Source organism: Amycolatopsis sp. VS8301801F10 (assembly GCF_046195355.1).
GTDB lineage: Bacteria > Actinomycetota > Actinomycetes > Mycobacteriales > Pseudonocardiaceae > Amycolatopsis.
Map to the genome: position 1 here is coordinate 600,156 of NZ_CP176065.1, position 23,538 is coordinate 623,693.

General features: G+C 70.6%; 19 protein-coding genes. 9 read left to right on the forward strand and 10 right to left on the reverse strand.

Features of this window, described 5'->3' with window-relative positions; genetic code table 11:
• Nucleotides 1-168: 168 nt before the first annotated feature.
• On the forward strand, nt 169-681 hold the full coding sequence (locus F9C11_RS02825) for a GNAT family N-acetyltransferase (RefSeq protein WP_409183394.1): 513 nt from the start codon (nt 169-171) through the stop codon (nt 679-681).
• A 45-nt stretch (nt 682-726) separates the two neighbouring features.
• Here the strand turns inward: F9C11_RS02825 and purH are convergent, their stop codons facing one another.
• The 8 genes from purH to F9C11_RS02865 form a co-directional block, all read right to left on the reverse strand.
• Complete coding sequence (purH, locus tag F9C11_RS02830; RefSeq protein WP_409183395.1) at nt 727-2,289, reverse strand: bifunctional phosphoribosylaminoimidazolecarboxamide formyltransferase/IMP cyclohydrolase; 1,563 nt, start codon at nt 2,287-2,289, stop codon at nt 727-729.
• Nucleotides 2,286-2,903, reverse strand: coding sequence for a phosphoribosylglycinamide formyltransferase (gene purN / locus F9C11_RS02835; RefSeq protein ID WP_409183396.1), 618 nt, complete (start codon nt 2,901-2,903; stop codon nt 2,286-2,288). Before purN ends, purH begins: the two co-directional genes overlap by 4 nt.
• 74 nt (nt 2,904-2,977) lie before the next feature.
• Nucleotides 2,978-4,519: a DUF6350 family protein gene (locus tag F9C11_RS02840; protein WP_409183397.1), complete on the reverse strand. Its 1,542-nt coding sequence runs from the start codon at nt 4,517-4,519 to the stop codon at nt 2,978-2,980.
• A 143-nt stretch (nt 4,520-4,662) separates the two neighbouring features.
• On the reverse strand, nt 4,663-5,388 hold the full coding sequence (locus F9C11_RS02845) for a DUF5336 domain-containing protein (protein WP_409183398.1): 726 nt from the start codon (nt 5,386-5,388) through the stop codon (nt 4,663-4,665).
• 217 nt (nt 5,389-5,605) lie between these two features.
• A complete protein-coding gene (gene sucD, locus F9C11_RS02850) occupies nt 5,606-6,496 on the reverse strand; it encodes a succinate--CoA ligase subunit alpha (protein ID WP_009072477.1) in 891 nt (296 codons plus the stop codon).
• A 1-nt stretch (nt 6,497) separates the two neighbouring features.
• Complete coding sequence (gene sucC / locus F9C11_RS02855) at nt 6,498-7,667, reverse strand: ADP-forming succinate--CoA ligase subunit beta (RefSeq protein ID WP_409183399.1); 1,170 nt, start codon at nt 7,665-7,667, stop codon at nt 6,498-6,500.
• Nucleotides 7,668-7,785: 118 nt separating this feature from the next.
• Complete coding sequence (locus tag F9C11_RS02860) at nt 7,786-8,082, reverse strand: hypothetical protein (protein WP_409183400.1); 297 nt, start codon at nt 8,080-8,082, stop codon at nt 7,786-7,788.
• Between the two features lie 20 nt (nt 8,083-8,102).
• A complete protein-coding gene (locus F9C11_RS02865; RefSeq protein ID WP_409183401.1) occupies nt 8,103-9,698 on the reverse strand; it encodes a hypothetical protein in 1,596 nt (531 codons plus the stop codon).
• Between the two features lie 2,767 nt (nt 9,699-12,465).
• Here F9C11_RS02865 and F9C11_RS02870 point away from each other — a divergent pair.
• Nucleotides 12,466-13,152, forward strand: coding sequence for a M23 family metallopeptidase (locus tag F9C11_RS02870; RefSeq protein ID WP_409186797.1), 687 nt, complete (start codon nt 12,466-12,468; stop codon nt 13,150-13,152).
• A 260-nt stretch (nt 13,153-13,412) separates the two neighbouring features.
• Here the strand turns inward: F9C11_RS02870 and F9C11_RS02875 are convergent, their stop codons facing one another.
• Nucleotides 13,413-13,631, reverse strand: coding sequence for a hypothetical protein (locus F9C11_RS02875; RefSeq protein WP_409183402.1), 219 nt, complete (start codon nt 13,629-13,631; stop codon nt 13,413-13,415).
• 437 nt (nt 13,632-14,068) lie between these two features.
• Here F9C11_RS02875 and F9C11_RS02880 point away from each other — a divergent pair, with 437 nt between their 5' ends.
• Nucleotides 14,069-14,686, forward strand: coding sequence for a histone H1-like repetitive region-containing protein (locus F9C11_RS02880; RefSeq protein ID WP_409183403.1), 618 nt, complete (start codon nt 14,069-14,071; stop codon nt 14,684-14,686).
• Between the two features lie 14 nt (nt 14,687-14,700).
• Here the strand turns inward: F9C11_RS02880 and pcrA are convergent, their stop codons facing one another.
• Nucleotides 14,701-17,112: a DNA helicase PcrA gene (gene pcrA / locus F9C11_RS02885; RefSeq protein WP_409183404.1), complete on the reverse strand. Its 2,412-nt coding sequence runs from the start codon at nt 17,110-17,112 to the stop codon at nt 14,701-14,703.
• A 133-nt stretch (nt 17,113-17,245) separates the two neighbouring features.
• Here pcrA and F9C11_RS02890 point away from each other — a divergent pair, with 133 nt between their 5' ends.
• From F9C11_RS02890 to F9C11_RS02915, 6 genes are all read left to right on the forward strand, one after another.
• A complete protein-coding gene (locus F9C11_RS02890) occupies nt 17,246-17,680 on the forward strand; it encodes a DUF1707 domain-containing protein (RefSeq protein ID WP_409183405.1) in 435 nt (144 codons plus the stop codon).
• A 164-nt stretch (nt 17,681-17,844) separates the two neighbouring features.
• The gene (locus F9C11_RS02895) at nt 17,845-18,141 is read left to right on the forward strand and encodes a chorismate mutase (RefSeq protein ID WP_409183406.1); all 297 of its coding nucleotides are present in this window, start codon (nt 17,845-17,847) and stop codon (nt 18,139-18,141) included.
• A 57-nt stretch (nt 18,142-18,198) separates the two neighbouring features.
• Entirely contained in the window at nt 18,199-18,504 is a 306-nt protein-coding gene (locus F9C11_RS02900) for a hypothetical protein (protein ID WP_409183407.1), read from the forward strand.
• Between the two features lie 347 nt (nt 18,505-18,851).
• Nucleotides 18,852-20,519: a hypothetical protein gene (locus tag F9C11_RS02905; RefSeq protein ID WP_409183408.1), complete on the forward strand. Its 1,668-nt coding sequence runs from the start codon at nt 18,852-18,854 to the stop codon at nt 20,517-20,519.
• Between the two features lie 252 nt (nt 20,520-20,771).
• Complete coding sequence (locus tag F9C11_RS02910; RefSeq protein ID WP_409183409.1) at nt 20,772-21,668, forward strand: hypothetical protein; 897 nt, start codon at nt 20,772-20,774, stop codon at nt 21,666-21,668.
• 212 nt (nt 21,669-21,880) lie between these two features.
• Nucleotides 21,881-23,530 (forward strand): protein kinase domain-containing protein, encoded by a 1,650-nt coding sequence (locus tag F9C11_RS02915; RefSeq protein ID WP_409183410.1) that lies wholly within the window; start codon nt 21,881-21,883, stop codon nt 23,528-23,530.
• The last annotated feature ends 8 nt before the right edge of the window (nt 23,531-23,538 follow it).

Here is a 23,538-nt window from a genome sequence, read left to right on the forward strand (position 1 = left end):
CCCAGCAATCACATCCAAAAACACACCACTGCGCCGAACAGAATCGAACACCCGTTCGACACCACCCAGTCTCACCCGCCCCCTCCCCGGCTGTCAAGCGCGCGCGGGGGAAAGAACCCGGAAGATCACCGGACGCCGGGAAAACCGCTCTTTACACTGGGAACCCTGATGAAGACAGGACACATCGCCCTGCGGGGTTTCACCGAAGCTGACCTGCCGGTGCTCGACCGGTTCTCCACAGACCCGGACGGCGCCGGCACCTTCCAGTGGACGAGTTTCACCGGGCCGAGGGCACGGCGCCGGTTCGCCGAGGACGGCTTCCTCAGCCCGGCGTCGAGCGCGGTCGCGGTGACTGTCGACTCGGTCGTCGCCGGGATGGCCACCTGGGAGGCCGCCGACCGGGGCGGGCCCGCCGGCGGATGTTTCCGGGTCGGCGTCGCGCTGCTGCCGGATTACCGCGGCCACGGCACCGCCGCGAAGGCCTACCAACTGCTTGTCGACCAGGTCTTCCGGCACACCCGCGCGCATCGGCTCGAGGCCTTCGTCGACAGCGAGGACCTCGCCGGGCAGCACACCCTGGAGAAGACCGGCTTCCACCGCGAAGGCCTGCTGTGCCAGGTCACCTGGCGCGACGGCGATTACCGCGACGAGGTCGTCTACGCGATCTTGCGCGAGGGATGAAAAACCGGCCGGGACCCGTCAGGTCCCGGCCGGTCAGCAAGAAAATCAGTGCGCGAAGTGGCGCGTTCCGGTGAGGTACAGCGTGATCCCGGCGGCCTCGGCGGCGGCGATCACCTCGGCGTCGCGGATGGACCCGCCGGGCTGCACGACGGCTCGCACGCCGGCCTCGATCAGCACCTCGAGCCCGTCCGGGAACGGGAAGAACGCGTCCGACGCGCCGACCGAGCCCTTCGCCCGGTCGCCCGCTCGCGAGACCGCCAGCCGCGACGAGTCGACGCGGTTGACCTGTCCCATGCCGACGCCGACGGTCGCCTGCTCGTGCGCCAGCAGGATCGCGTTGGACTTCACCGCGCGCAGGGCCCGCCACGCGAATTCCAGGTCCGCCAAGGTCTTCTCGTCGGCGGGCGAGCCGGTGGCCAGCTTCCAGTTCGCCGGGTCGTCGCCGGGGGCGTCGATCGCGTCGGCGGTCTGCACGAGCACGCCGCCGGAGATCGGCCGGAACTCCACCGGGGCCGCGTTCTCGATCGCGGGCAGCTTCAGCAGCCGCACGTTCTTCTTGCGCTGCAAGATCTCCAGCGCTTCCGGCTCGAAGTCGGGGGCGAGCACGACCTCGGTGAACACCTCGGCGATCTGCTCCGCCGCCGCGACACTCACCGGCCGGTTCGTGGCGATCACGCCGCCGTACGCGGACACCGGGTCGCAGGCGTGCGCCTTGCGGTGCGCTTCGGCGACGTCCGCACCGACCGCGATCCCGCACGGGTTGGCGTGCTTGATGATCGCGACAGCCGGCCCCGAGAAGTCGAAGGCAGCGCGACGCGCGGCGTCAGTGTCGACGTAGTTGTTGTACGACATCGCCTTGCCGTGAAGCTGCTCCGCGTGCGCGAGGCCCGGCTGCGCGCCGCGGTACAGCGCCGCCTTCTGGTGCGGGTTCTCGCCGTAGCGCAGTACGTCCGCACGGTCCCACGTCGCGCCGAGGAAGTCCGGGAAACCGCTGTCGTCGGCAGGCGCGTACGCGTTGGCGAACCAGGACGCGACAGCGGTGTCGTACGCAGCCGTGTGCGCGTACGCAGCCGCAGCGAGCCGCTTGCGGTCCGAGAGTTCGAAGCCTCCCGCGGAGACCTGCTCAAGCACCCACGCGTACCGCGCCGGGTCCACGACGACAGCGACGCTGCCGTGGTTCTTCGCGGCCGCGCGCACCATCGCGGGACCGCCGATGTCGATGTTCTCGACGCAGTCCTCGGGGCTCGCGCCGGACGCGACAGTCTCCTGGAACGGGTACAGGTTCACCACGAGCAGGTCGAACGCCGCGATGTCGAGCTGCTTGAGCTGCGCCACGTGGTCGTCGTTGCTCTGGTCGGCGAGCAGCCCGGCGTGCACGCGCGGGTGCAGCGTCTTGACCCGGCCGTCGAACGACTCGGGGAACCCGGTGACCTGCTCGACCGGCGTGACCGGGACCCCGGCGTTCGCGATGACCTTCGCCGTGCCGCCGGTCGACACGATCTCCACGCCGGCCGCGTGCAGGCCGGTCGCGAGCTCGAGCAGGCCGGCCTTGTCCGAGACGCCGATCAGCGCGCGCCGGACCGGGCGCCGTCCCTGTGCTGTGCTCACGAAAACCTCACCTTTCGTCCGTCCACGGTGCACCCACCACGGCCGAGTCGCTCGATCGTTTCAACCAGCAGCCTGCGTTCCACGGCTTTGATCCGCTCGTGCAGGACGTCTTCGGTGTCGTCGGTCTCCACCGGCACCGCCTCCTGGGCGATGACCGGGCCAGTGTCCACCCCGGCGTCGACGAAATGCACCGTCGATCCGGTGACGCGCACGCCGGCGGCCAGCGCGTCGGCGACCGCGTGCATCCCGGGGAACGACGGCAGCAGCGCGGGATGGGTGTTGATCACGCGGCCCGCGAACCGCGCCAGGAACTCCGGCCCGAGGATCTTCATGAACCCGGCGGACACCACGAGGTCGGGCTGATAGGCCGCGACCGCCTCGGCGAGCGCGCGGTCCCACGCGTCCCGATCCGGATGGTCGGCGACGCGCACGGTGAACGACGGCACTCCCGCCCGTTCCGCTCGCGCGAGCGCCTCGATGCCGGTGCGATCGGCTCCGACCGCGACGACAGTGGCCGGGAACCCGGGCTGCCCGGCGGCGTCGAGCACCGCCTGCAGCAGCGTGCCGGAACCGGACGCGAGCACGACGATCTTCACCGGAGTAGGCAGTTCCAAGCGGCTGGCCAGAACGGGCTCCTTGCACGGCGGTGCGCCTCGGGCGCACGGCGCTTCACCAGGTCGCCCCAACCCTAACGGTCGTCCTCGGCGGGCTTCTCGTCGCCGGAGTCCTCGGTGGACTCGGTCACAGCTTCCGCCTGTTCGGCGGGGGTTTCGGGCTTGTCTTCCGGCTCGTCCTCGCTCGCGGCGGCCTCGGTTTCCGGCTCGTCCTCCGGCAGGTCGAGACCCAGTTCCGCGTCGGCCTCGGCGTCGAAGTCCTCGTCGTCCTCCGCTGAGTCCTCCGCCGCGTCCTCCGCTGGAGCCTCGGATTCTTCCGCGGCCTCGGATTCCTCCACCTCGTCCGCGACCTCGGACTCGGCATCCTCAGCAACCTCGGACCCAGCCTCGACCTCGTCCTCCACCTCAAGCGACCCGACCGGCCGCATCGGTGCGTGCGCCCCCGCGAAGAACGCCACGAACCCGGCCGGAATCACGATCCAGCAGAACGCGACGATCGACGCCACCCCGACCGGCACGCTGACCGGGTCGAACGGACCGTCGCCGAGCCGTCCGCCGGCGAGCGTGCCCAGCAGCACGCAGCCGAACCCGACCACCGCGCCCGCGACGACCACCACCCGCAGCCGCGCCGCCGGGTCCTCGTCCACCGCCCGGACCGACCAGCCGACCAGCACCCCGACCGCCAGCGGCAGCACCAGCAGGGCCGGCCACCACGCCGCGGCGTGCTCGGGAATGCCGCCAAGCAGCGGCACGCCGGGGACGGAACCGCCGCGGTAGCCGATGAGGTGCACGTCGAGGTCGCCGATGCTGAACCCGGGCCCGCTCACGAACGACATCGCGGCGACCACGGCGTTCGGCAGGTACAGCACGGAAAGCAGGAACAGCCCGAAGCTGGCCCCGAACGACGGCTCGAACAGCCCGGACACCGTGCGCGCGGACAGCGCCATGGCCGCGGTCAGCGTCAGAGCGCCAGCGGCCAGCAGTGCGAACAACCCGAGCAGGCCCGCGCGCAGACCGCGAAGAGCCAGCGGGTCGAGCCGGTCGGCAAGCACCTGCGGCATGCCGAACCGGCGAAGCACCCCAGCGGTGGCCGCGAGTCCGGAGAGCACGGCGGGCACCACCGAGGCGAGCGCGACGTTCGCCCGCACCGGTTCGCCGATCGACAGCAGCGAAATCAGCAGGCCGAACAGCAGATGCGCACCGGAAATCGTGGCAATCAACGGGACCGCGTGCCGCAGCCTCGCGCAGCGCAGCCGTCGTACGGCCTTGGCCGCCGCCCGCGCGACCAGCAGCACGACACCGACCGTCGGCAGCAACGGCAGCATGCCGAGCGGATGGCCGCCGATCCCGAGTTCGACCTGGTAGACGGCCAGCCAGCCAGGACCCGCCGACCGCAGCACGCCGCCCGCGGAGACGATCGCGTGCTCGGCGGTCAGCGCGACGAGCGCGAGCAGGGTGACGACCGCCGCGTAGCCGAGGACGAGCGGGCCGAGCGCCGCGACGAGCAACACCCGCAACCGGGGCGCCTGCGGGACATCCTGGTCCACGGAGTCGCCCACCGGCTCGTCGCCCGCGGGGCGTCCGGGACTGGTGAGCACCTGCATGTCCTCGACCATGACATCCGCGCTCGGCCGTCCGGGTGAGGCACGCCGCCGGGCGGACGTGGCGAATCCAACGCCCACCCGGTCGTGGCACCGGGCCAATAAAAACACCCGCTGTGACACGGAGAGTCACAGCGGGTGGGTGAAGCGAAGGGATTTCAGCCTTGCTGTCCGAAACCTCCGGGCGGCGTGCCCGGTTTGTTCTGCTCGGCGGGCGGCTGGAAGAACTGGCCCTGCTGCGGCGCGTACGTCGTGGCCTGTCCGCCCGGCGGCGGCGTGGCGGGCGGCTGCTGGGCGGCCGGCGGCTGCTGCCCCGGAGTCTGCTGGCCCTGCTGGCCGGGAGCCGGCTGGTACTGCGTCGGCTGGTACTGGCCCTGGCTGTACGGCTGCTGATACGCCGGAGCGGACGGCTGCGGCGTCGGCGGCTTGAGCACGCCGTACTCGAACAGCAGCACGGCGACCGCCGCGGCCATCTGCAGGAGACCGAGGATCAGCACCACGATCACGATGGCGGACGTCCGCCCGGAGATGACGGCGTCGAGCGCGCCCAGCCCGCCGAGCACGCTGAGCAGCGCGGCGAACGGCAGCGTCTTCGGCCCCTTGGGCAGCAGGTTCAGCGCCGCCAGGAGACCGCCGGCGAGCAGGAACAGAATCGGCTGCCCGGCCGTGCCCGCCTCGGCCGCGAAGCCGAGGAAGTACTGCACCAGTCCGAGCCCGGCCACGCCGAGGGTCAGCAGCAGCGGAAGGTTCGGCGGCGCTCCGGCACCCGAGGCGGGCGGGCCCTGCTGCGGCTGGGGCTGCTGCGGGAACCCGCCCGTCGGGGGCGGTCCCTGGGACGGCTGGCCCTGCTGGGGGTAGCCGGGCCCGCCACTGGGGAAGGTCATCGGAAGCTCTCCTGTCTCATCGACCGGCGGTTCGGGATCCTGAAATGCCCGGGGTGCACCGGCGGCGTCCCCCGCTCACGAGTGACTGCACGCTAGCGCATCCGCACTGGGCGTCCGCGACGTTGGACGCACTGACCGCCGGATCGGTTGCGGGCGGAAACGACGGAGGCCGGGCACCGTGTCGGTGCCCGGCCTCCGCCAGTGGTGTCGTTGCTGGTCAGCCGAGGCTGTTGTACAGCTCCCGGGCGAGAACCGCGGTCTCGCTCGGGGTCTTGCCGACCTTGACGCCGGCGGCCTCGAGGGCCTCCTTCTTCGCCGCGGCGGTGCCGGACGAGCCGGAGACGATCGCGCCCGCGTGGCCCATCGTCTTGCCCTCGGGGGCGGTGAAGCCCGCGACGTAGCCGACGACCGGCTTGGTCACGTTCTCCTTGATGTAGGCCGCGGCGCGCTCCTCGGCGTCGCCGCCGATCTCGCCGATCATCACGATGACCTTGGTGTCGGCGTCCTTCTCGAACGCCTCGAGGGCGTCGATGTGGGTGGTGCCGATGACCGGGTCGCCGCCGATGCCGACCGCGGTGGAGAAGCCGATGTCGCGCAGCTCGTACATCATCTGGTAGGTCAGCGTGCCCGACTTCGACACGAGGCCGATCGGGCCCGCGCCGGTGATGTCGGCCGGGATGATGCCCGCGTTCGACTTGCCGGGGCTGATCACGCCGGGGCAGTTCGGCCCGATGATCCGGGTCTTGTTGCCGGTCGCGACCGCGTGCGCCCAGAAGTAGGCCGAGTCGTGCACCGGGATGCCCTCGGTGATGACGACCGCCAGCGGGATCTCGGCGTCGATGGCCTCGATGACCGCGTCCTTGGCGAACTTCGGCGGCACGAAGATGACCGACACGTCGGCGCCGGTCTCCTTGATGGCCTCCTCGACCGTGCCGAACACGGTGAGGTCCTTGCCCTCGATGGTGACCGTCTGGCCTGCCTTGCGGGCGTTGACGCCGCCCACGATGTTGGTGCCGGACTTCAGCATCTTGGTCGCGTGCTTCATGCCCTCGGAGCCGGTGAGCCCCTGGACGATGACCTTGCTGTTCTCGTTGAGGAAGATCGACATCTCACGCACCTGCCGCGGCGAGCTCGGCAGCCTTGTCGGCCGCGTTGTCCATTGTGTCCACCACGGTGACCAGCGGGTGGTTCGCGTCGGCCAGGATCTGGCGACCCTCGACGACGTTGTTGCCGTCCAGGCGGACGACCAGCGGCTTGGTGGCCTCGTCGCCCAGGATCTTCAGGGCCTCGACGATGCCGTTCGCGACCGCGTCGCAGGCGGTGATGCCGCCGAAGACGTTCACGAACACGCTCTTCACGTCGGTGTCGTTGAGGATGACGTCCAGCCCGGCCGCCATGACCTCCGCCGACGCGCCGCCGCCGATGTCGAGGAAGTTGGCGGGCTTCACGCCGCCGTGCTTCTCGCCCGCGTACGCCACGACGTCCAAAGTGGACATGACGAGGCCCGCGCCGTTGCCGATGATGCCGACCTCGCCGTCGAGCTTGACGTAGTTGAGGTTCTTGGCCTTGGCCTTCGCCTCGAGCGGGTTCTCGGCCTGCTTGTCGACGAGTTCCTCGTGCTCCGGGTGGCGGAAGGCGGCGTTCTCGTCGAGGGTGACCTTGCCGTCGAGGGCGATGATCTTGTCCTGCGGGTCGCGGACCAGCGGGTTGACCTCGACCAGGGTGGCGTCCTCGGAGACGAAGGTCTCCCACAGCTTCACCACGACGTCGGCGGCCTCGTCGATGATCTCGGCCGGGAAGTGGCCGGCCTTCAGGATCTCGAGCGCGGTGGCCTTGTCGACGCCCTTGATCGCGTCGACCGGGATCTTGGCGAGCGCGTCCGGGCGCTCGACCGCGAGCTGCTCGATCTCCATGCCGCCCTCGGACGACGCCATCGCGAGGAAGGTGCGGTTGGCGCGGTCGAGCAGGAAGGAGAAGTAGTACTCGGACGCGATGTCCGAGGCTTCCGCCACCAGCACGCGGTGCGTGATGTGGCCCTTGATGTCGAGGCCGAGGATGGCTTCCGCCTTCTCCTTCGCCTCGTCGGGCGTCTGGGCCAGCTTGACGCCGCCCGCCTTGCCCCGGCCGCCGACCTTCACCTGCGCCTTGACGACGACCTGGGTGCCGATCTGCTCCGCGGCGGCCTTGGCTTCTTCCGGGGTGCTTGCCACGGCGCCCGGCAGAACCGGTACTCCGTGGGCGGCGAAGAGATCCCTCGCCTGGTACTCGTAGAGGTCCACTACTCCAGTCTCCTGACGACACGCCACTGTGGTGGTCCGTTTTCCGGACCGCGCTGTCGGACCAGTCGAGGTTAGCGACCAGCGCAGACGCAGGGGACGCCGCACCTGGTGAAGTCGGTCACCGTACGCGGTCAGAGGGTGTGCCGAGGGTGTGAGACCGCCCACCGACAAGCATTTCGGCGGCCTTTTCGGCGCTTTCGCCGCCCAGCTCGATCACCGCGGTGCCGGCGAGCGCTTCCGCGAGCCCCTCGGGCGCCGGACCGCCGAGGAGGCCCAGAATGTCTGGATCCTCCTGTTCGGTGGTGCGCACGATCTTTTCCGTCGTGTCGAGGTGTCCTACGTGGACGACTTCGAGACCGGCGTCGCGCAGTAATCGCGCCAGCGGAATCGCCGCGGTTTCTTCGGCCAGCTCCACGAGGACTACGCGCCGCGGGCTCACTTCTTCGCACCGACGACAGCGGTGCCGGCCGCCGCCAGCACCGCGGCGATTCCGAGCCAGAAACCCGCTCCCGGCCGTGCGCCGTCGAAGGCGGAACTGACCAGCGGAACCTCGGCGGCGTGCAAGGCCAGCAGCAAGGCCGCGCCGGCTGCTCCTGCCGCCGCGGCGCCGGGCCGCGAACGAAGGCTCAATCCGAGCGTTCCGAGAACGACGAGCAGCGCGGCGAGCAATCCCCACGACGGAGTGTCGAAATCGGACCAAAGCCCGGGCGTCGCGTAATCAGGTGCGGTGAATACCGGCGTGCCGAACGTCGCGATCGCCAGTATCGCGGTGATTCCGGCGGGAATCGCCGCGGTGGAGCGCGCCCCTTCGGTCCCGGTGTCGTCGCGTTCCACGACCCCGGTGATCACCGCGGCCAAAGCGGTAAGCCCGGCGAGACCAAGCGCGATCGCGGCGAAAACGGCTCCCGCTCCGAGGTGGTAGTCGATCGCGCCGCCGAGCCCGCCGAGCCCAGTCGCTTCGGAGGCGGTGATGGCCGTGCTGAGCACTGCCGTCCCCGCGAGAACGACACCGGCCCACAACACCGCGAGCATCCCGCGCGCGACCGGCGCGGTGCGGCGAGCGAGAAGAAAAGGCGTTGGCAGCACGACAAGAATCGCCGCGACCAGCAGTTGCCAGCGGGCCGGACTGTCCGTGCTGTTGCCGAGCTGCGGGGCGAGCGCACCGATCGCCGCCGCGATGCCGGTCAGCACCGCGAGCAGAGCGGTGAGCGTGCGCCAGATGGTGAGCCCCGGGACGCGGGCCTCGCCGGCCAGGTCGGTGCGCTCGGTTTGGGTTTGCTGCGGTGTCGCAAGTGGAGTGAGGACGAGGACCAGCACCATCGGCACGACGGCGAGATACGCGCCGGTCGAAACCGCCAGCCCCGGCACGGCGAGCCCGGCGACGAACGTCGGCACCGCGACGGCGAGCACCGCCGCGACGATCCCGCCGAGCGTCCCGCGCGCGACGCCGTCGGATCCGGCGAAAACCCCGAGCACCGCCGCGACCGGCAGCGCGCCGGCGAGGAGGAGGTACCCGGCGAGTGCCAGCCCAGGACCTTCAAACGCTGACCGCGCAAGGAGAAACGGATCGTCCGAGAGAACGGGAGTCATCAGCAATCCGACCGCGGCGACCACGGCGAGCAGCGGAATGATCAGCCGCCAGCGGCGTTGGTCGTCGCCGCCAGCGATCTCGTTCCGCTCGCGCACCACCCGCGCGGCCGCTATCCCGGCGACGAGCGTCAGCAGGTGCCCGGCGATCAGCAGCCAGAACCCGAGACCGACCCCGCTGCGGTCGAGGAGCCGGTCCGGGAGATACAGCTCGGGGCGGATGGTTTTGGAGCCGTTGACGAGGAACTGAAGATCGAGAACCAGCCGCCCCGGCGCGAGAGCGGCGAGCCCGGCGACGAGCCCGGCGGCCAGCCCGTGCCGCCCACTGCGAGCCGCCGCGACCGCGACCCCGGCCGGAACGATGGCGAGGATGACGAGCAGGGGCCAGGAGAGGTAGCCGGGCCTGGCGTCGGGCGAGACCGGGGCGATGGCACCGGCGGCCAAGGCGAGGGCGCCGACGCCGAGGAGGGCGGTGGCGGCTCGGAGCCTTGGGGAGGGGGGTTGGTCGGTGAGGTCCAGGAGGGCCTTGACCTGATTCGGGTCTTGGCGGTTTGAGTCTCGGTTGGTTTCTCGGCGGCTGGCCTCTCGGCGGCTGGGGATGGTTCGAGGTGCGGACCTCGGCTCGGCCGGGATGGAGACGGGCTTTTGACGGCTGGTCAGGTGTGCCTCGTCGCGTTGCTGCTTGGCTGAGGGGGTGTCGGGGGACGCCGCTTCTCGACTCGTCGGGCTTTCCGCTGCGGGCTCGTCGCGATTGGATGGGGCAGCTGGGCTTTCCGCGGAAGCTGCTCCGCCACGAGGAGATGATTCGGCTGGGTTTCCCGTCGCAGACCCAGCCGGGCTCCCCTCGGAAATCACCCCAGCCCGGGACGGCTCGCCGGCCCCCTCCATTGAGGTCGGCGCGCCACGACCGGACAGGCCGCCCGGAGTTTCCGCGGAAGCGGCTTCGCCACGGCGAGGCGAGTCCGCGGAGCTTTCCCCCGGCTTCGTCTCACCGCGACCGGACGAGTCAGCCGAACCCGTCCCGCGGCGGCCGGACGAGTCGGCTGGATCCGATTTCGCGCGATGGGCGGCACGGCGGGCTCGAGCGCGGGCGGCGGCCTTGCGCTCGGCGAGGCTGGGACGCCGGGGTCCGGCGGGACGGCCCGGGGTGTCCGGGGTGTCCGAGGCGGAATCGCCGTCGCGGGGCTCTGGGGTCGGCGGAGTCATCGCTCGCGACGCTAGCAAGGACCGCTCCCGGCGCGGGGACAGCAGGGCCGCCTCGACCAGGCCGGAACGCACTTCCAGGTGAATTCCCCGCCGGATGAACCTCCGGCGGTCCCCGCGCGTCTGACGGGTGCGAAGAAAAAATCCGCCGATCCGCGTAAGAGGGGCGCGGGCCGGAGGTCTCGACGGCAGAGGGATCGAAGTGCCGGAGGGAGCGTCGAGAAAAACTTCGGGGAAGTCGCGTAAGGGAGTGGCGTTCGGGGCGTCACACCGGCGCGGGACGAAGCACGGGGACACGTCGCGGGGGCGATGGACGAGGTCGGATGCCTGTTCGGGACAGGCACCCGACCAGGTCGCGGAGGGAGCCGCGACGGGTGCCGGCAGGTCGTGGGGACGGCTTGCCGGGACCAAAGTGGAGGGCCGGGACCTGCCGGGGAGGGCAGGTGACGGCCACGTCGCGGAGGGGAGCCGCGATCTCCGTTCCTGGCAGGCCGGGGAGGACCTGCCAGGAACGGAGACGGCCAGGGTCCGCCGGGGGTGGGCGACCAGCCGGATCCGCGAATGGCTTGGGCAGATCGTGGGGACGGTCCGCCAGGACCCGGACAGGAACAGCCAGACAAGTCGCGGCCGGATCGCGGAGGAAGCCGCGACAGGGTCCGGCAGATCGTGGGGATGAACTGCCGGGGCCGGGACAGAAACACCAGACAAGTCACCGGCCGGATCGCAGAGGGAGCCGCGACAGGATCCGGCAGATCGTGGGGACGATCCGCCAGGACCGGGACAGGAACAGGCCAGACAGGTCACCGGCCGGACCGCGGAGGGGAACCGCGACACGATCCGGAAGCTCGTGGGGATGAACTGCTGGGGCCGGGGACAGAAACACGCCAGGGCCAGCCGCGGGGAAGGCAGGCAACCAGCCGAGTCGTCGGCAGGCCGCGACTGCCAAATCGCATAGTGAATCCGTCGAGACCGGGCGGGACGGCCATGGCCTGCCGGGGCAATCAGCCGGGTCGCGGACGGAACCGCGGCAGGATCCGGCGGGTCACGGGGCGACCCGCCGGGGACAGGAATTGCCAGGGCCTGCCAGGGAAGGCGGGCAGCCAACCGAGTCGTGACGGGAGCCGCGACCGAAATTCGGCAGGTCGCGATCCGCCCGGACCTGGGGCTGAGACGGGCCTGCCTGGGAGGACAGGTATCCGGCCGCACCGCTGGCGGAGGCCCGCGACGGGCTTCGGCGGGCTGGGCAAGCGACTGGTGGGACCGGGCAGTTCGGGGAGCCGGGGCTTGCCTCGTTGGCACAGGCGCGGCGGGGTGTCGGCACGCCGTGGAGACAGTTGACGATCTTGGTCCGGCGGGGCGGGGCACGCCGGACGGGCAGGCGGGCCGAGTCCCCCAGGGCGGTGGCCCAGGAAACCTAACGGGGATTCCCCGCCGGAGAGGCGAGCCGAAGCGTCGCGGGCGAAGCCTTCGAGAGGAGCTGACGGGACCATCGAGAGTGAGCGGCATCACAAGATTCGGCGTGAAACTGCTTCAACGCACCCGGGTGGCCGGTTATTTCGTCCGCGCGGCCGCCGGGAGGGCCTTCGGACGCGTTGGGCCATCCGAAGGTATGTGTCTCAAACCACAACCAGCCAAGTAGTTCCCGGTTAACTTTGGGTAGTTTCCACAGCTAGACGCTCGATGCGCGCCACTCGTTCGGCCGAAAGCCGGGTCGCGTCTTGCTCATTGAGGCGCCGCTTCGTTACTGTCCTCCGGTCCCCATTACAGTCAGGTCACGAAGCAGGACATTGAGCGAATCACCCCCGAGGTTCGTTCACGGGATCCCCCGCCCGAGTTCGCTTCCGCCCCGACTCCCCCGACGATGGAAGGCCCTGTCTTGGCTTCACACCGCTCCCCCGGCGGCCAAGCCCCTTCCCCGGCGCTGAAAGACGCACTGGACGGTGCCGTCGTTCGCGTCCGGGGCCAGCACCGCATCGCTCCGCCCTCCTCCGCCCTTCGCGGGCGGGTCGTGGTCGCCGCCGTCGCGGCTGGCGCGTTCGCCGCAGCCGCCGCCGGGCAGACCCTCAAGTCCACCAGCGGTGGCGACTCTGACGCCGCAGTCACCCCGCTCGCCAACGCACAGAACGCGAGCGCTTCGTTCACCCTCGGCAGCGCGGGCTCCGGGGGAGCTCCCGAACTGCTGCCGACCGGCCACGCCGTCGATGCCTCCGCCGAAGCGGCGAAGATGGCCGACAGCGCCAAGGTCACCAAGGCCCGTGTGCAGGCGGAAACCGAAGCCGCGCGCCAGGCCGCCGAAGAGGCTGCCCGCCCGAAGACCTGCTTGCCCGCTCACGGCACGTTCACCTCCGGCTTCGGCGCTCGCTGGGGCACGAGCCACCTCGGCATCGACATCGCCAACTCCATCGGCACCCCGATCTACGCCGCCTCCGACGGCACCGTCATCCAGGCCGGCCCGGCCAGCGGTTTCGGTCTCTGGGTACGTATCCAGCTCGACGACGGCACCATCCAGGTCTACGGCCACATGAACAGCTTCTCCGTCCGCGAGGGCCAGAAGGTCAAGTGCGGTCAGCAGATCGCCGAGATCGGCAACCGCGGCGAGAGCACCGGCCCGCACCTGCACTTCGAGGTGTGGCAGGACGGCACCAAGAAGATCGACCCGCGCCCGTGGCTCGCTGCCCGCGGCGTGAACATCTGAGCTGACCCGCATTTCTCGCCCCAGGGCGGGTAGCGGTTCCCCGCCGCAGGCCGTCTTTCGAGCTTGATCCCCGCTTGGATCGTTCGAGACGGCTAGCGGCGGAAATGCCTTTGTACGCAAGGATTTCTGGTGGTGCCAGCGTGCGTACGTGGCCAGCTCGTCAGCGGCCACGGTAAGGCCCTGCGGCTACTGGCTGGCTTTCGACGCAGAGCCACTCAGACATGAGCCGTTGATGCGAGTGGTCTCCACGCCTGATGGCGTCACGGATCGTTGCCAGGCAGGCGGCGGCCGAAGTAGGCGACGGCTACCTGCCACACCGTGCACAGGTCCGCGCGTCTTCGCCACGGCAGCCATCGCGCGATGCCCTCGTCGGCGCGCGACGTTCCTCCGCAGACGACACATCTGCCGTCTGGTCCCAAAGCGTGCTGCCGCAGCAGCGCGCGCCATGCCGCGGCCAGCCGTGCCACATCCCCTGGCACGTCCCGAGCTGGCCGGGTCGCCGTCCCCACAGCAACCGTCCCCGCGACTCTCCTCAAGTACTCCTGTACCCCAGCTGCGAATACCCCAAACAGCACCGCGTCCATCCCCTGCGCCCCTTCCACAGTCTACCGCATTTCATCGAACTTGTGTTCGATGAAGTTCAGTATGCCGGAGGGGACCGACAAGATCAGCGGGTTCGCTGGAGGGTTCACTCGGTCCGGCGAAAGATGTCCAGGACGGGCGGGAGAGGGCATCGCGGCAGCTGGTACGGGCGGTCTCAGCAAGCCCGTGCGGACCGGCGGAACCGCACCGGTGGTTGGGGGCCGGAGAGATGGTTTGAAGCCGCGCAGGCGGCATTGCGAGGCGGCGGCACGAGTTCTGACGCGTGGCCAGTACGTGCCGCGGCAAGTCAGCTTGGGCGGACCGGCTCCGATGAGTGGGATTAAGGGGAATCTGGGCCCGGATTGCAGCTTTCGACGGCACGGCACGGCACGGCACGGCACGGCACGGCACGGCACGGCACGGCACGGCACGGCACGGCACGGCACGGCACGGCACGGCACGGCACGGCACGGCACGGCACGGCACGGCACGGCACGGCACGGCACGGCACGGCACGGCACGGCACGGCACGGCACGGCACGGCACGGCACGGCACGGCACGGCACGGCACGGCACGGCACGGCACGGCACGGCACGGCACGGCACGGCACGGCACGGCACGGCACGGCACGGCACGGCACGGCACGGCACGGCACGGCACGGCACGGCACGGCACGGCACGGCACGGCACGGCACGGCACGGCACGGCACGGCACGGCACGGCACGGCACGGCACGGCACGGCACGGCACGGCACGGCACGGCACGGCACGGAGGATCAAACCCTCAAGACCGCTCCAGCCGCAACCTCAACAACCGCAGACGCAACCTCAACCACCGCAGCCGCGACAGCAGCCGCAGCCACAACCCGCACCAACCACAACTGCAACCACCGCAGCGACGGCCACGGCCACGTCCACCACAGCTGCTGCAACAGCAGCCGTTGCAGCTGAAAAACCAGCGACCGTCAGAGTTTCACCATCGGCACGCTTCCGATCAGCATCAGCCGGACCTTGCCCGAAGCGCCGAAGTCGATCGTCGCCGTCGCGCGCGGGCCTACGCCGTCGCAGGAAATGACTGTGCCCAGGCCGTACTTGTCGTGGCTTACCCGGTCTCCGACGTCCAGTTTCAGCGCCACCGTGTCCTTCCACGCCTTCCCGAACGGCGAACTCGAAGACGTCGACGACGAAGACCGGCGACCCCACGTCGTCGCGGCTCGGGGGCCTGACGAAGACCCCGAAGAGGAGCCGAAGTTTCCGAAGCCGGGCGAGGACGGTTCCAGGCGGCGCCAGTCGACCAGGTCCGGGGGCAACTCGTCCAGGAAGCGGGAGGCCGGGTTCATCTGGGGCTGTCCCCACGCCGACCGGGTGAGGGCCCGGGATACGTAAAGTCGTTGCCGTGCACGGGTAATCGCCACGTAGGCCAGGCGGCGTTCTTCCGCCAGCTCCGCGGGATCGCCCAGGGCGCGCATGTGCGGGAAGACCCCGTCCTCCCAACCCGTGCAGAAGACGACCGGGTATTCCAGACCCTTCGCGGTGTGCACGGTCATCAGGGTGACCACGCCCGCGCCGCCGTCGCCTTCCTCGCCGCCGTCTGGCGAGGGGATCGAGTCGGCGTCCGCGACCAAGGAAACCCGCTCCAGGAAGGCGGGCAGCGAACCGGGGGCGGGGACGCCGTCGTCCAAGACCAGTTCCGCGTTTTCGTCGTTCGTGACCTCGGCGGTGAACTCGGCGAATTCCCGGGCCACCGTCACCAGTTCGGTGAGGTTTTCGACGCGCGACGCGTCCTGCGGGTCGTCCGATTCCTCAAGCTCCGCGCGGTAACCGGTGCGCTCCAGGATCGCTTCGAGCAGGTCGTGCACCTCAATGCCGGACGACGCCATTTCCCGCAGTTCGTCCAGCAGCGTCACGAAACCGGTGATCGCCTTGGCCGAGCGCGGGTTCAGCAGCGCCACCTTGTCGTCGACCGCGTCGCGCAACGCGGCCCAGAACGAGATCCGTTCCCGTTCCGCGTGCGTCGCCACGACTGCCTCGGCTCGGTCGCCGATGCCGCGCTTGGGGACGTTGAGGATCCGCCGCAGGCTGACCGTGTCGTCCGGGTTCGCCAGGACGCGCAGGTACGCGATCATGTCCCGCACTTCGCGCCGTTCGTAGAACCGCACGCCGCCGACGACCTTGTACGGCAGGCCGAGCCGGATGAAGATTTCCTCGAACACCCGCGACTGGTTGTTGGTGCGGTAGAACACCGCGACGTCCGAGTAGTCCGCCTCGCCCTTCTCCGCCAGCGAGTCGATCTCCCCGGCGACGAACGCGGCCTCGTCGTGGTCGTTGTCCGACACGTAGCCGACGATCTTCTCGCCGTCGCCCGAATCGGTCCACAGCCGCTTCGCGCGCCGGTTGGGGTTGCGCGCGATGACCGCGTTGGCCGCGGACAGGATCGTTTGCGTGGAGCGGTAGTTCTGCTCCAGCAGAATCGTGTGCGCGTTCGGGAAATCGCGTTCGAATTCCTCGATGTTGCGGATGGTCGCGCCGCGGAAGGCGTAGATGGACTGGTCCGCGTCACCCACCACGCACAGTTCGGCGGGCTCGATCCCGGTGTCCGTGGCTTCGGTCCCGGCGAGCGCGCGCACCAGGGTGTACTGCGCGTGGTTGGTGTCCTGGTACTCGTCGACCAGGACGTGCCGGAAGCGCCGCCGGTAGTACTCCGCGACGTCCGGGAACGCTTGCAGCAGCGACACTGTCTGCATGATCAGGTCGTCGAAGTCGAACGCGTTCGCGCTCGACAGCCTGCGCTGGTACTCGGCGTAAACCTCGGCGACGCGGCGCTCCAGGTCGTTGGCCGCCTTCGAGGCCGCCTCTTCCGGATCGACCAGCTCGTTCTTCAGGTTCGAGATGTGCACCGCGAGCGTGCGCGCGGCGTACTTCTTCGGGTCGACGTCGAGATCACGCGCCACGAGCGTGATGAGCCGCTTCGTGTCGTCCGAGTCGTAGATGGAGAAACTCGACGACATGCCGAGCGTTTTCGCCTCGCGGCGGAGGATCCGCACGCACATCGAGTGGAACGTGGACACCCACATCGCGTTCGCGCGCTTGCCGACGAGCGCCGCGACGCGTTCGCGCATCTCGGCGGCGGCCTTGTTGGTGAACGTGATCGCCATGATCTCGCCCGGATGCACTCCGCGTTCGGCGAGCAGGTAGGCGATCCGGCGCGTGAGCACGCGCGTCTTGCCCGATCCGGCTCCCGCGACGACCAGCAGCGGACCTCCGGCGTGCGTCACCGCCTCGCGCTGGGCGGGGTTGAGGTCCTCGAGCAGGTCTGCGGTTCCCGGCCGGGCAGCGCGGGCGGGCGGGTCTGCGGGGAGATCGAAGAGGGTGTCCATCGTCTGTCAACGCTACCCCGGGGGTACGACAGTCCCGGAACAGCCACGGGTCGGCCTGCGCTTGCCGACGTACGCCGCAGTGTCGCCTCGCGCCCGACGCGCGCCGAAGCCGCGGCGCGGAGCATCGAATGGCATGGACGACAAGATTCCCGCCCGGTTGAGGGCTTCCGACAGCGACCGCGAACGCGTCGCCGAGACCATCCAGTCCGCCGGTTCCGACGGACGGCTCACGCTCGAAGAAGTAGAGGAGCGGCTGCGCACGGTCTACGCCGCCCGCTACACCGACGAACTCGGCGAACTCACCGCCGACCTCCCCCGGCCGGCACCGGTCCGTCCGCGCGGCGGCGGCTGGCCATTGACCCGGGCCGCGCTGCGCGAACATCCGGCGCTGCGCGTCCACCTCGGCATCGCCGCCGTGCTCGCGACCTTGCTCATCGTGCGCTGGGCGATCGGCGGCGCGCTGTTCTTCTGGCCGGCGATGCCGCTGTTCTGGCTGTTCATCAGCCTGGTGCTGCACGCGCGGGCGCGGACGGCGCGGCAGCGGCCGGGCGCGCCTGTGCCATACTGAATCCGTGCGGCACAGCAGCGAGCGATTTTTTCACGGGACCCGGACTCCGGCTCCCGTGATCGCGTAGTGCCCCACCCGCCATCACCCGCAGCCCCGGAGTCCACTGGACCCGGGGCTTTCGCCATCCCTGGGCCAAGGGAAGTCCGGACTTCAGAGAGGTCCCGATGAACGCGCAGACGCAGAACGCCGACGGACAGCCCGCCGAGCACACCCCGGCAGGCGAGGACATCTCGTCGCTTCGCGAGGAGATCGACTGGCTCGACTCCGAAATCCTCCGGCTCGTGAAGCGCCGGGTCGAGGTGTCGAAGACCATCGGCGCGGCCCGGATGGCCGCGGGCGGCACGAAAATCGTCTACAACCGCGAGATGGACGTGCTGGCGCGCTACCGCGAACTGGGCCCGGAGGGCCGTCAGCTGGCACTGCTGCTGCTGAACCTCGGCCGCGGCAGGCTCGGCCGCTGACGCGGTATCCGGGGCATCCCCGATTCGCACGGCAGGGAAAACGGGCAGACTGGACACATGATTAACCTCATCGCCGTCATCATCGCGATCGCGAGCGTGCTGGCGTCCCTCGGCCACGTCGGCTACCTGGCGCTGCTGAACAACGCGGCGGGCAAGCGGGCGGGCGGGGCTCCGGTGGCGCAGTACGTGCGCAGCCGCTGGGCACTGGCCGGCGGCGCCACCGCGGCCTCGCTGTTCGCCTGGTTGCTCACTTCCGGCAACGTCGTGCTGGACGTGCTGGCCATCGTCATCGCGGTCGGTAGCGGCGCGACGTCGATGAAGGCCCTTCAGTCGACGCAGGCGAAGTACCGCAGCGGCGGCTGACGAGCCCCCGAACTGGGCAAACACCGGGCGACACGCTGCGCTGCGTGACGTGCCGCCCGTTCGGGCGCGCCCGGTCGAGTGAAACCGGTGCAAGTTGCAGGATGGGTGAAGACATTCGCCTGCCGGTTTCCTACTGTGAAGTCCGTGAGGATCCTGGCGTCTGCGCCGGGCTATGCCCGGAGGACGCGCGGGAGCTGCGGCTCCGCGCGCCGTTCTCCGCGTGCGCGTGCATTTGCTCGGGAGTTCGCAAGTGTGGACGCAAGCGCCGTTCTCCTCGCCCCTGCTCCGTTCGGGTTGACGAGCCCCCCGGCGCCGTCACGCCCCTCTCGCGGAGGGGTCGGACCGGCATGACGGGAAACACGATGGGCGGTCCGCGGCACGCCGGCCGTCCCGGCGCGATGCCGGACGCCGAGGTCACCGTTCCCGGACGGCACCGCGTCCGCGCCGACGGCACCTGGACGCCGGTGGTGCCGCCGCGCACCGCCGGGCATCACCGGCACCGCACCGGGGCCGCGCCAGCCGTCACCACTGCTCCGGCGCCGCGGGGCAGCGAGAATCCGCAGCAGCGCGGCGCACCGGCTCCGCGTGCGAACCGGGTGCCCGACGACGGGAACCGCCCGGCTCCGAACCAGCCGGTGTTCCCCACCGCGAGCGGCACGTTGCCGATCAGCGATCCCCCGCTGCCGCAGCCGCAGCGCCGCCGGGCGACGATCGAACCGAGGGGCCGCCGCGCCTCCGCCCCGGAGCGGCTGGCCGAACCCGTTTCCCCCGGCCAGACCGCCGTACCCCAGAGCCGCACCGCGCAACCCCCGGGCCGTCCCGCCGCCCGGCATTCCGAATCTCCCAGCCGCCGGGCCGAGTCCCAGGCCGCCTCCCCCAGCCGCCGGGCCGAGTCCCAGGCCGCCTTCGCTCCCCCGCAGGACCGGATTCCCGAGGAGCACCGCGCCTTCGCCCCGCCGCACAGCGCGCTCCCGCAGCCGACGGCCCGGCGCACCCGGCAGGAACGCGTCGCCACCACCTCCGCCGCGCTGGCCAACCGGCCGGAAAGCCCCCGCGAACGCGTCGAGCTGAATCCGGTCGCCGAAGAGCCGCCGCGCCGCCAGCGCGTCACCCTCGGCGAACCGGCCGTCTCGCCGAGGGAAGACCACGAGCAGCAGGACGACGAGGTGCGCGTGTACTCCGCGCCGCTGCTGGACGGCCTCGGCACGTTCGACCTCGGCTCGGTGCCCGCGTCCGTCACCCCGCCGAAGACCTGGCGCAAGGCCGCGTGGTTCGCCACCGGCGCGTCCGGCGCGGTGGTCGTCGGGCTGCTGTTCGCCGGGACGTTCCTGGTCGGCGGACCCACCGCCACGACGACCGACGCGATCGGCGGCGGCGGTTGGCCCGGCAGGCAGAACGGCGGCAACCCGAACCTCAGCGCGCTGCTTCCGAACGGACAGCACGGCGGGATCGGCGGCACCGTCCCGCGCGACAACTCCAGCACCAGCCCCGACGGCGTCACCTCGGACAACGGCACGCACCCGCAGCAGGGCACCGGTCCGAACAGCTCCGCGAGCAGCAGTTCGGCCGACGTGACCACCTCGGCCGGCCCCGGGACCAGCACCGGCGGCTGGACGTCCGCGCCGACGACCACGGACTCGCCCTCGTCGAGCGAACCGCCGGAGAAGCCGCCGGTCACTCCCGCCCAGCGGGAAACGAAAGAGCCGACGTACTTCACCACCAACGACGCGAACACGATGGGGAACAACTCGGAGAAGTTCTTCAACACGGTCACCACCGACCCGTCGGAGGCCTCGTCGGTCACGTCCGGCGAGCTCAAGCAGGAGGGCCCGCAGGGGCTGCGCAAGCGGTACGCCGACGTCGCGTACTTCGAGGTCAAGAAGGTCACCATCGACCCGCAGCACGGCACCACGGTGAACACCGTCGAGGTCACGCACAAGGACGGCAGCAAGAGCACCGAGCAGCGCACCCTCACCTTCGACGACAACGGGAAGATCACCGGCGACGGTCGCTGACCAGCACACTGTCTGCAAATGCCGATGCACGTGCGGTGCGGTGAGCGGTTGTTCCCTCGTCCGGTTGGGTGACATAAGCTGCCGTTCGTCGTACGACGGCGGCATTCCGGCGACGGAGTCTGGCGGACGCCTGTCGGCACAGGGTTACCTGGCGACTACGAGGACCGGATCCGACCACGAATCGCCCGGACCGCCCCGAGGACCCCGCCACCGCGCCGGGTCCTGCCCCGAACCCCCAGAGCGAGGACTTTCGTGCTTGAACGGCAGCGAACCCGGCGAGAACCCGACGCCGTGCGCGTCGAGGACGTGATCCCGCCGGAACTGCTCGAGAACGTGGCCGAAGCCGACCGCGAATACCTCGAGCAGGTGGTCCGCGAACCGCAGAAGTACCTGCCGCCGCGCGCCCGCCGTCCGGTCGCCCGCGACGAGGTGCCCGTCGAAGAGCCCGAAAGCAAGCTCGCCCGCCGCGCGAAGCTGGCCGGGCTCGTCGGAGCGGGCGCGCTGGTCGCCGGTGCCGTCGTCACGGCCTCCCTGCTCAGCGGAGGCCCGCGGCCCACCGTGCCGGTCGCCGGCGGAGCCGCGATGCCCGCCGGGTTCAGCGGTGCGGCAGCGCTCGGCGGCCAGGCCGTGCCGCAGCAGCGCAAGGTCCACTCGTCCGGCGGCACGACGTCGGGACAGAGCGAAAGCACGACGCCGTCCAAGCACACCGATTCCGCGGCCACGACGCCGTTGAATTCGGGCACCACGACGCCGGAAACCACTTCCGGCACCTCGGCTTCCTCGTCGAGCGCGCCGTCCTCGGCGGAATCGCACAAGAAGTCCGCCACCTCGTCGGCAGCCGCGCCGGATCCGGTGAAGCTCGAAGCGGTGCGCAAGTTCTACGCCTCGATCGACCACCACCCGGAGAACGCGCTTTCGCTGCTCGCCCCGAGCGTCGCGCGCGGCGAAACGGGCGATCTGGTCCGCGCGTGGAGCGGGGCCGACTCGATCGACGTCCAGGAAGCGCACGTCCAGGACGACGGTTCCGTCTTCGCCGTGGCGCTCGTCCACCAGGCCGACGGAACCCTGTTGCGGGTGACCCAATTGTTCGACGTCGTCGAGCAGGATGTGATCTCCCAGGCCCGCGTCCTGTCCGCGGTCTACTCCTGACCTGCGCGAACGTGGTTATGTCCAGCTGCCCGACGTGTGCCGCGTGCGTGTGCGCAGAGTGAGCGCCTAGCCTTGTCACGGGTCGGTCTCGGCAAAACCGGCACACGGTCCACAGCAGGTGCCTACGCTCCGGTGCTGCGGCGGGTTCGAACTCACCCCTTTGGGGTAGAACAGTCCCGCCCCGGGAAGTCGGAGCCCCAAAGGGAGGTCGCGTGAGCGACGAGGGTCGTCTGGTCGCCGGCCGGTACCGGATCGTCGGGAAAATCGGTTCCGGCGCGATGGGGGCTGTCTGGCGCGCCCACGACGAGGTGCTGGGCCGTACGGTCGCCATCAAGCAGCTGCTTCTGCAGCCCGGGCTGGAGAACCACGAGGCGGAGGACGCCCGGCAGCGCACCATGCGCGAGGGCCGGATCGCCGCGCGGCTGCACCACCCGAACGCGATCACCGTGTTCGACGTCGTCACCGACGACAACGGCCAGCCCTGCCTGATCATGGAATACCTGGCTTCCACCAGCCTGGCGCAGGTGCTGCAGGAAAAGGGCACCCTGCCGCCGCTGGAGGTGGCGCGGATCGGCGCGCAGATCGCCGCCGCCCTGCGCGAGGCGCACGCGGTCGGCATCGTGCACCGCGACATCAAGCCGGGCAACATCCTGCTCGCCGGCAACGGCACGGTGAAGATCACCGACTTCGGCATCTCCCGGGCCAAGGACGACGTCACGGTCACCAAGACCGGGATGATCGCCGGCACCCCCGCGTACCTGGCCCCTGAGGTCGCGATCGGCGGCGACCCCGGGCCCGAGTCGGACGTCTTCTCGCTCGGCTCCACGCTGTACGCCGCTTGCGAGGGACAGCCGCCGTTCGGCCTGTCCGAGAACACGCTGAGCCTGCTGCACGCGGTCGCCGCGGGGCAGATCAACCCGCCGCGGCAGTCCGGTCCCCTGGCGAGCGTGCTCGCGGTGTTGCTGCACCCGGAGACCCAGCACCGGCCCACCGCCGACGAATGCGAGGAGCTGCTGGCCGCGGTCGCGCGCGGCGAGACCCCGCTCGGCGGCCCGGCCGACGACACGGTGATGGCCTCGTCCTCGGGCACCCTCGGCGCGGCCGCGCTCGGTGCGGCGGGCGGCGCGGCCGCCGCGGGTCTGCTGCATCCCGACGACGAGCAGGCCAGCCACTCCGGCACGCTGCTCGACGAACCGGGCGTCACCCAGCAGTACGACCCGAGCGCGCAGCAGTACTACGACGAGGCCCCGTACCCGCCGGCCTCCGGTTACCCGGAGAACGACTACGACGACCACGGCTACCAGCAGGACGGCTACCACCAGGAGCCGCCGCTGTACGGCGACCCGAGCCGCAACGGCCTCGCCGCCACGCGCGCGGTCCCGGTCCCGGAGCACTACGAGGACGATCCGTACGACGAGGAGTCCGCGCCGCGGACCCGCGTGCAGACCGCGCCCGAGGACGACGAGGACGAGAAGCCCGGCGCGTGGAAGAAGCCCGCGATCATCGGCGGCATCGTGGTCGTCGGCCTGGTCGCGCTCGGCGTGTGGCTGCTGACCCCGGGCAATCCGCCCGACGCTTCGCAGCCCGCCCCGCCCGCGTCGTCGTCCGCGGTCGCGCCGACGTCCGTCACACAGCCGCCTTCGGAAGCAACCACTACGTCCCCGCCTACGTCTTTCCGGGAAAGCGCGACCCGCGAGACCCAGTCGACGCGGCACTCGCGGCGGTCTACCAGTGCGGAGGAGACTCCGACGCAGGACCAGCCGTCGCAGACGCGGGTGTCTCAGACCAAGCAGTCGGAGACCAAGCCGAAGCCGCCGGAGAGTTCGCATCCGGTGACGCCGACAGCTAGCGCGACCAGCTAAGCGATCCA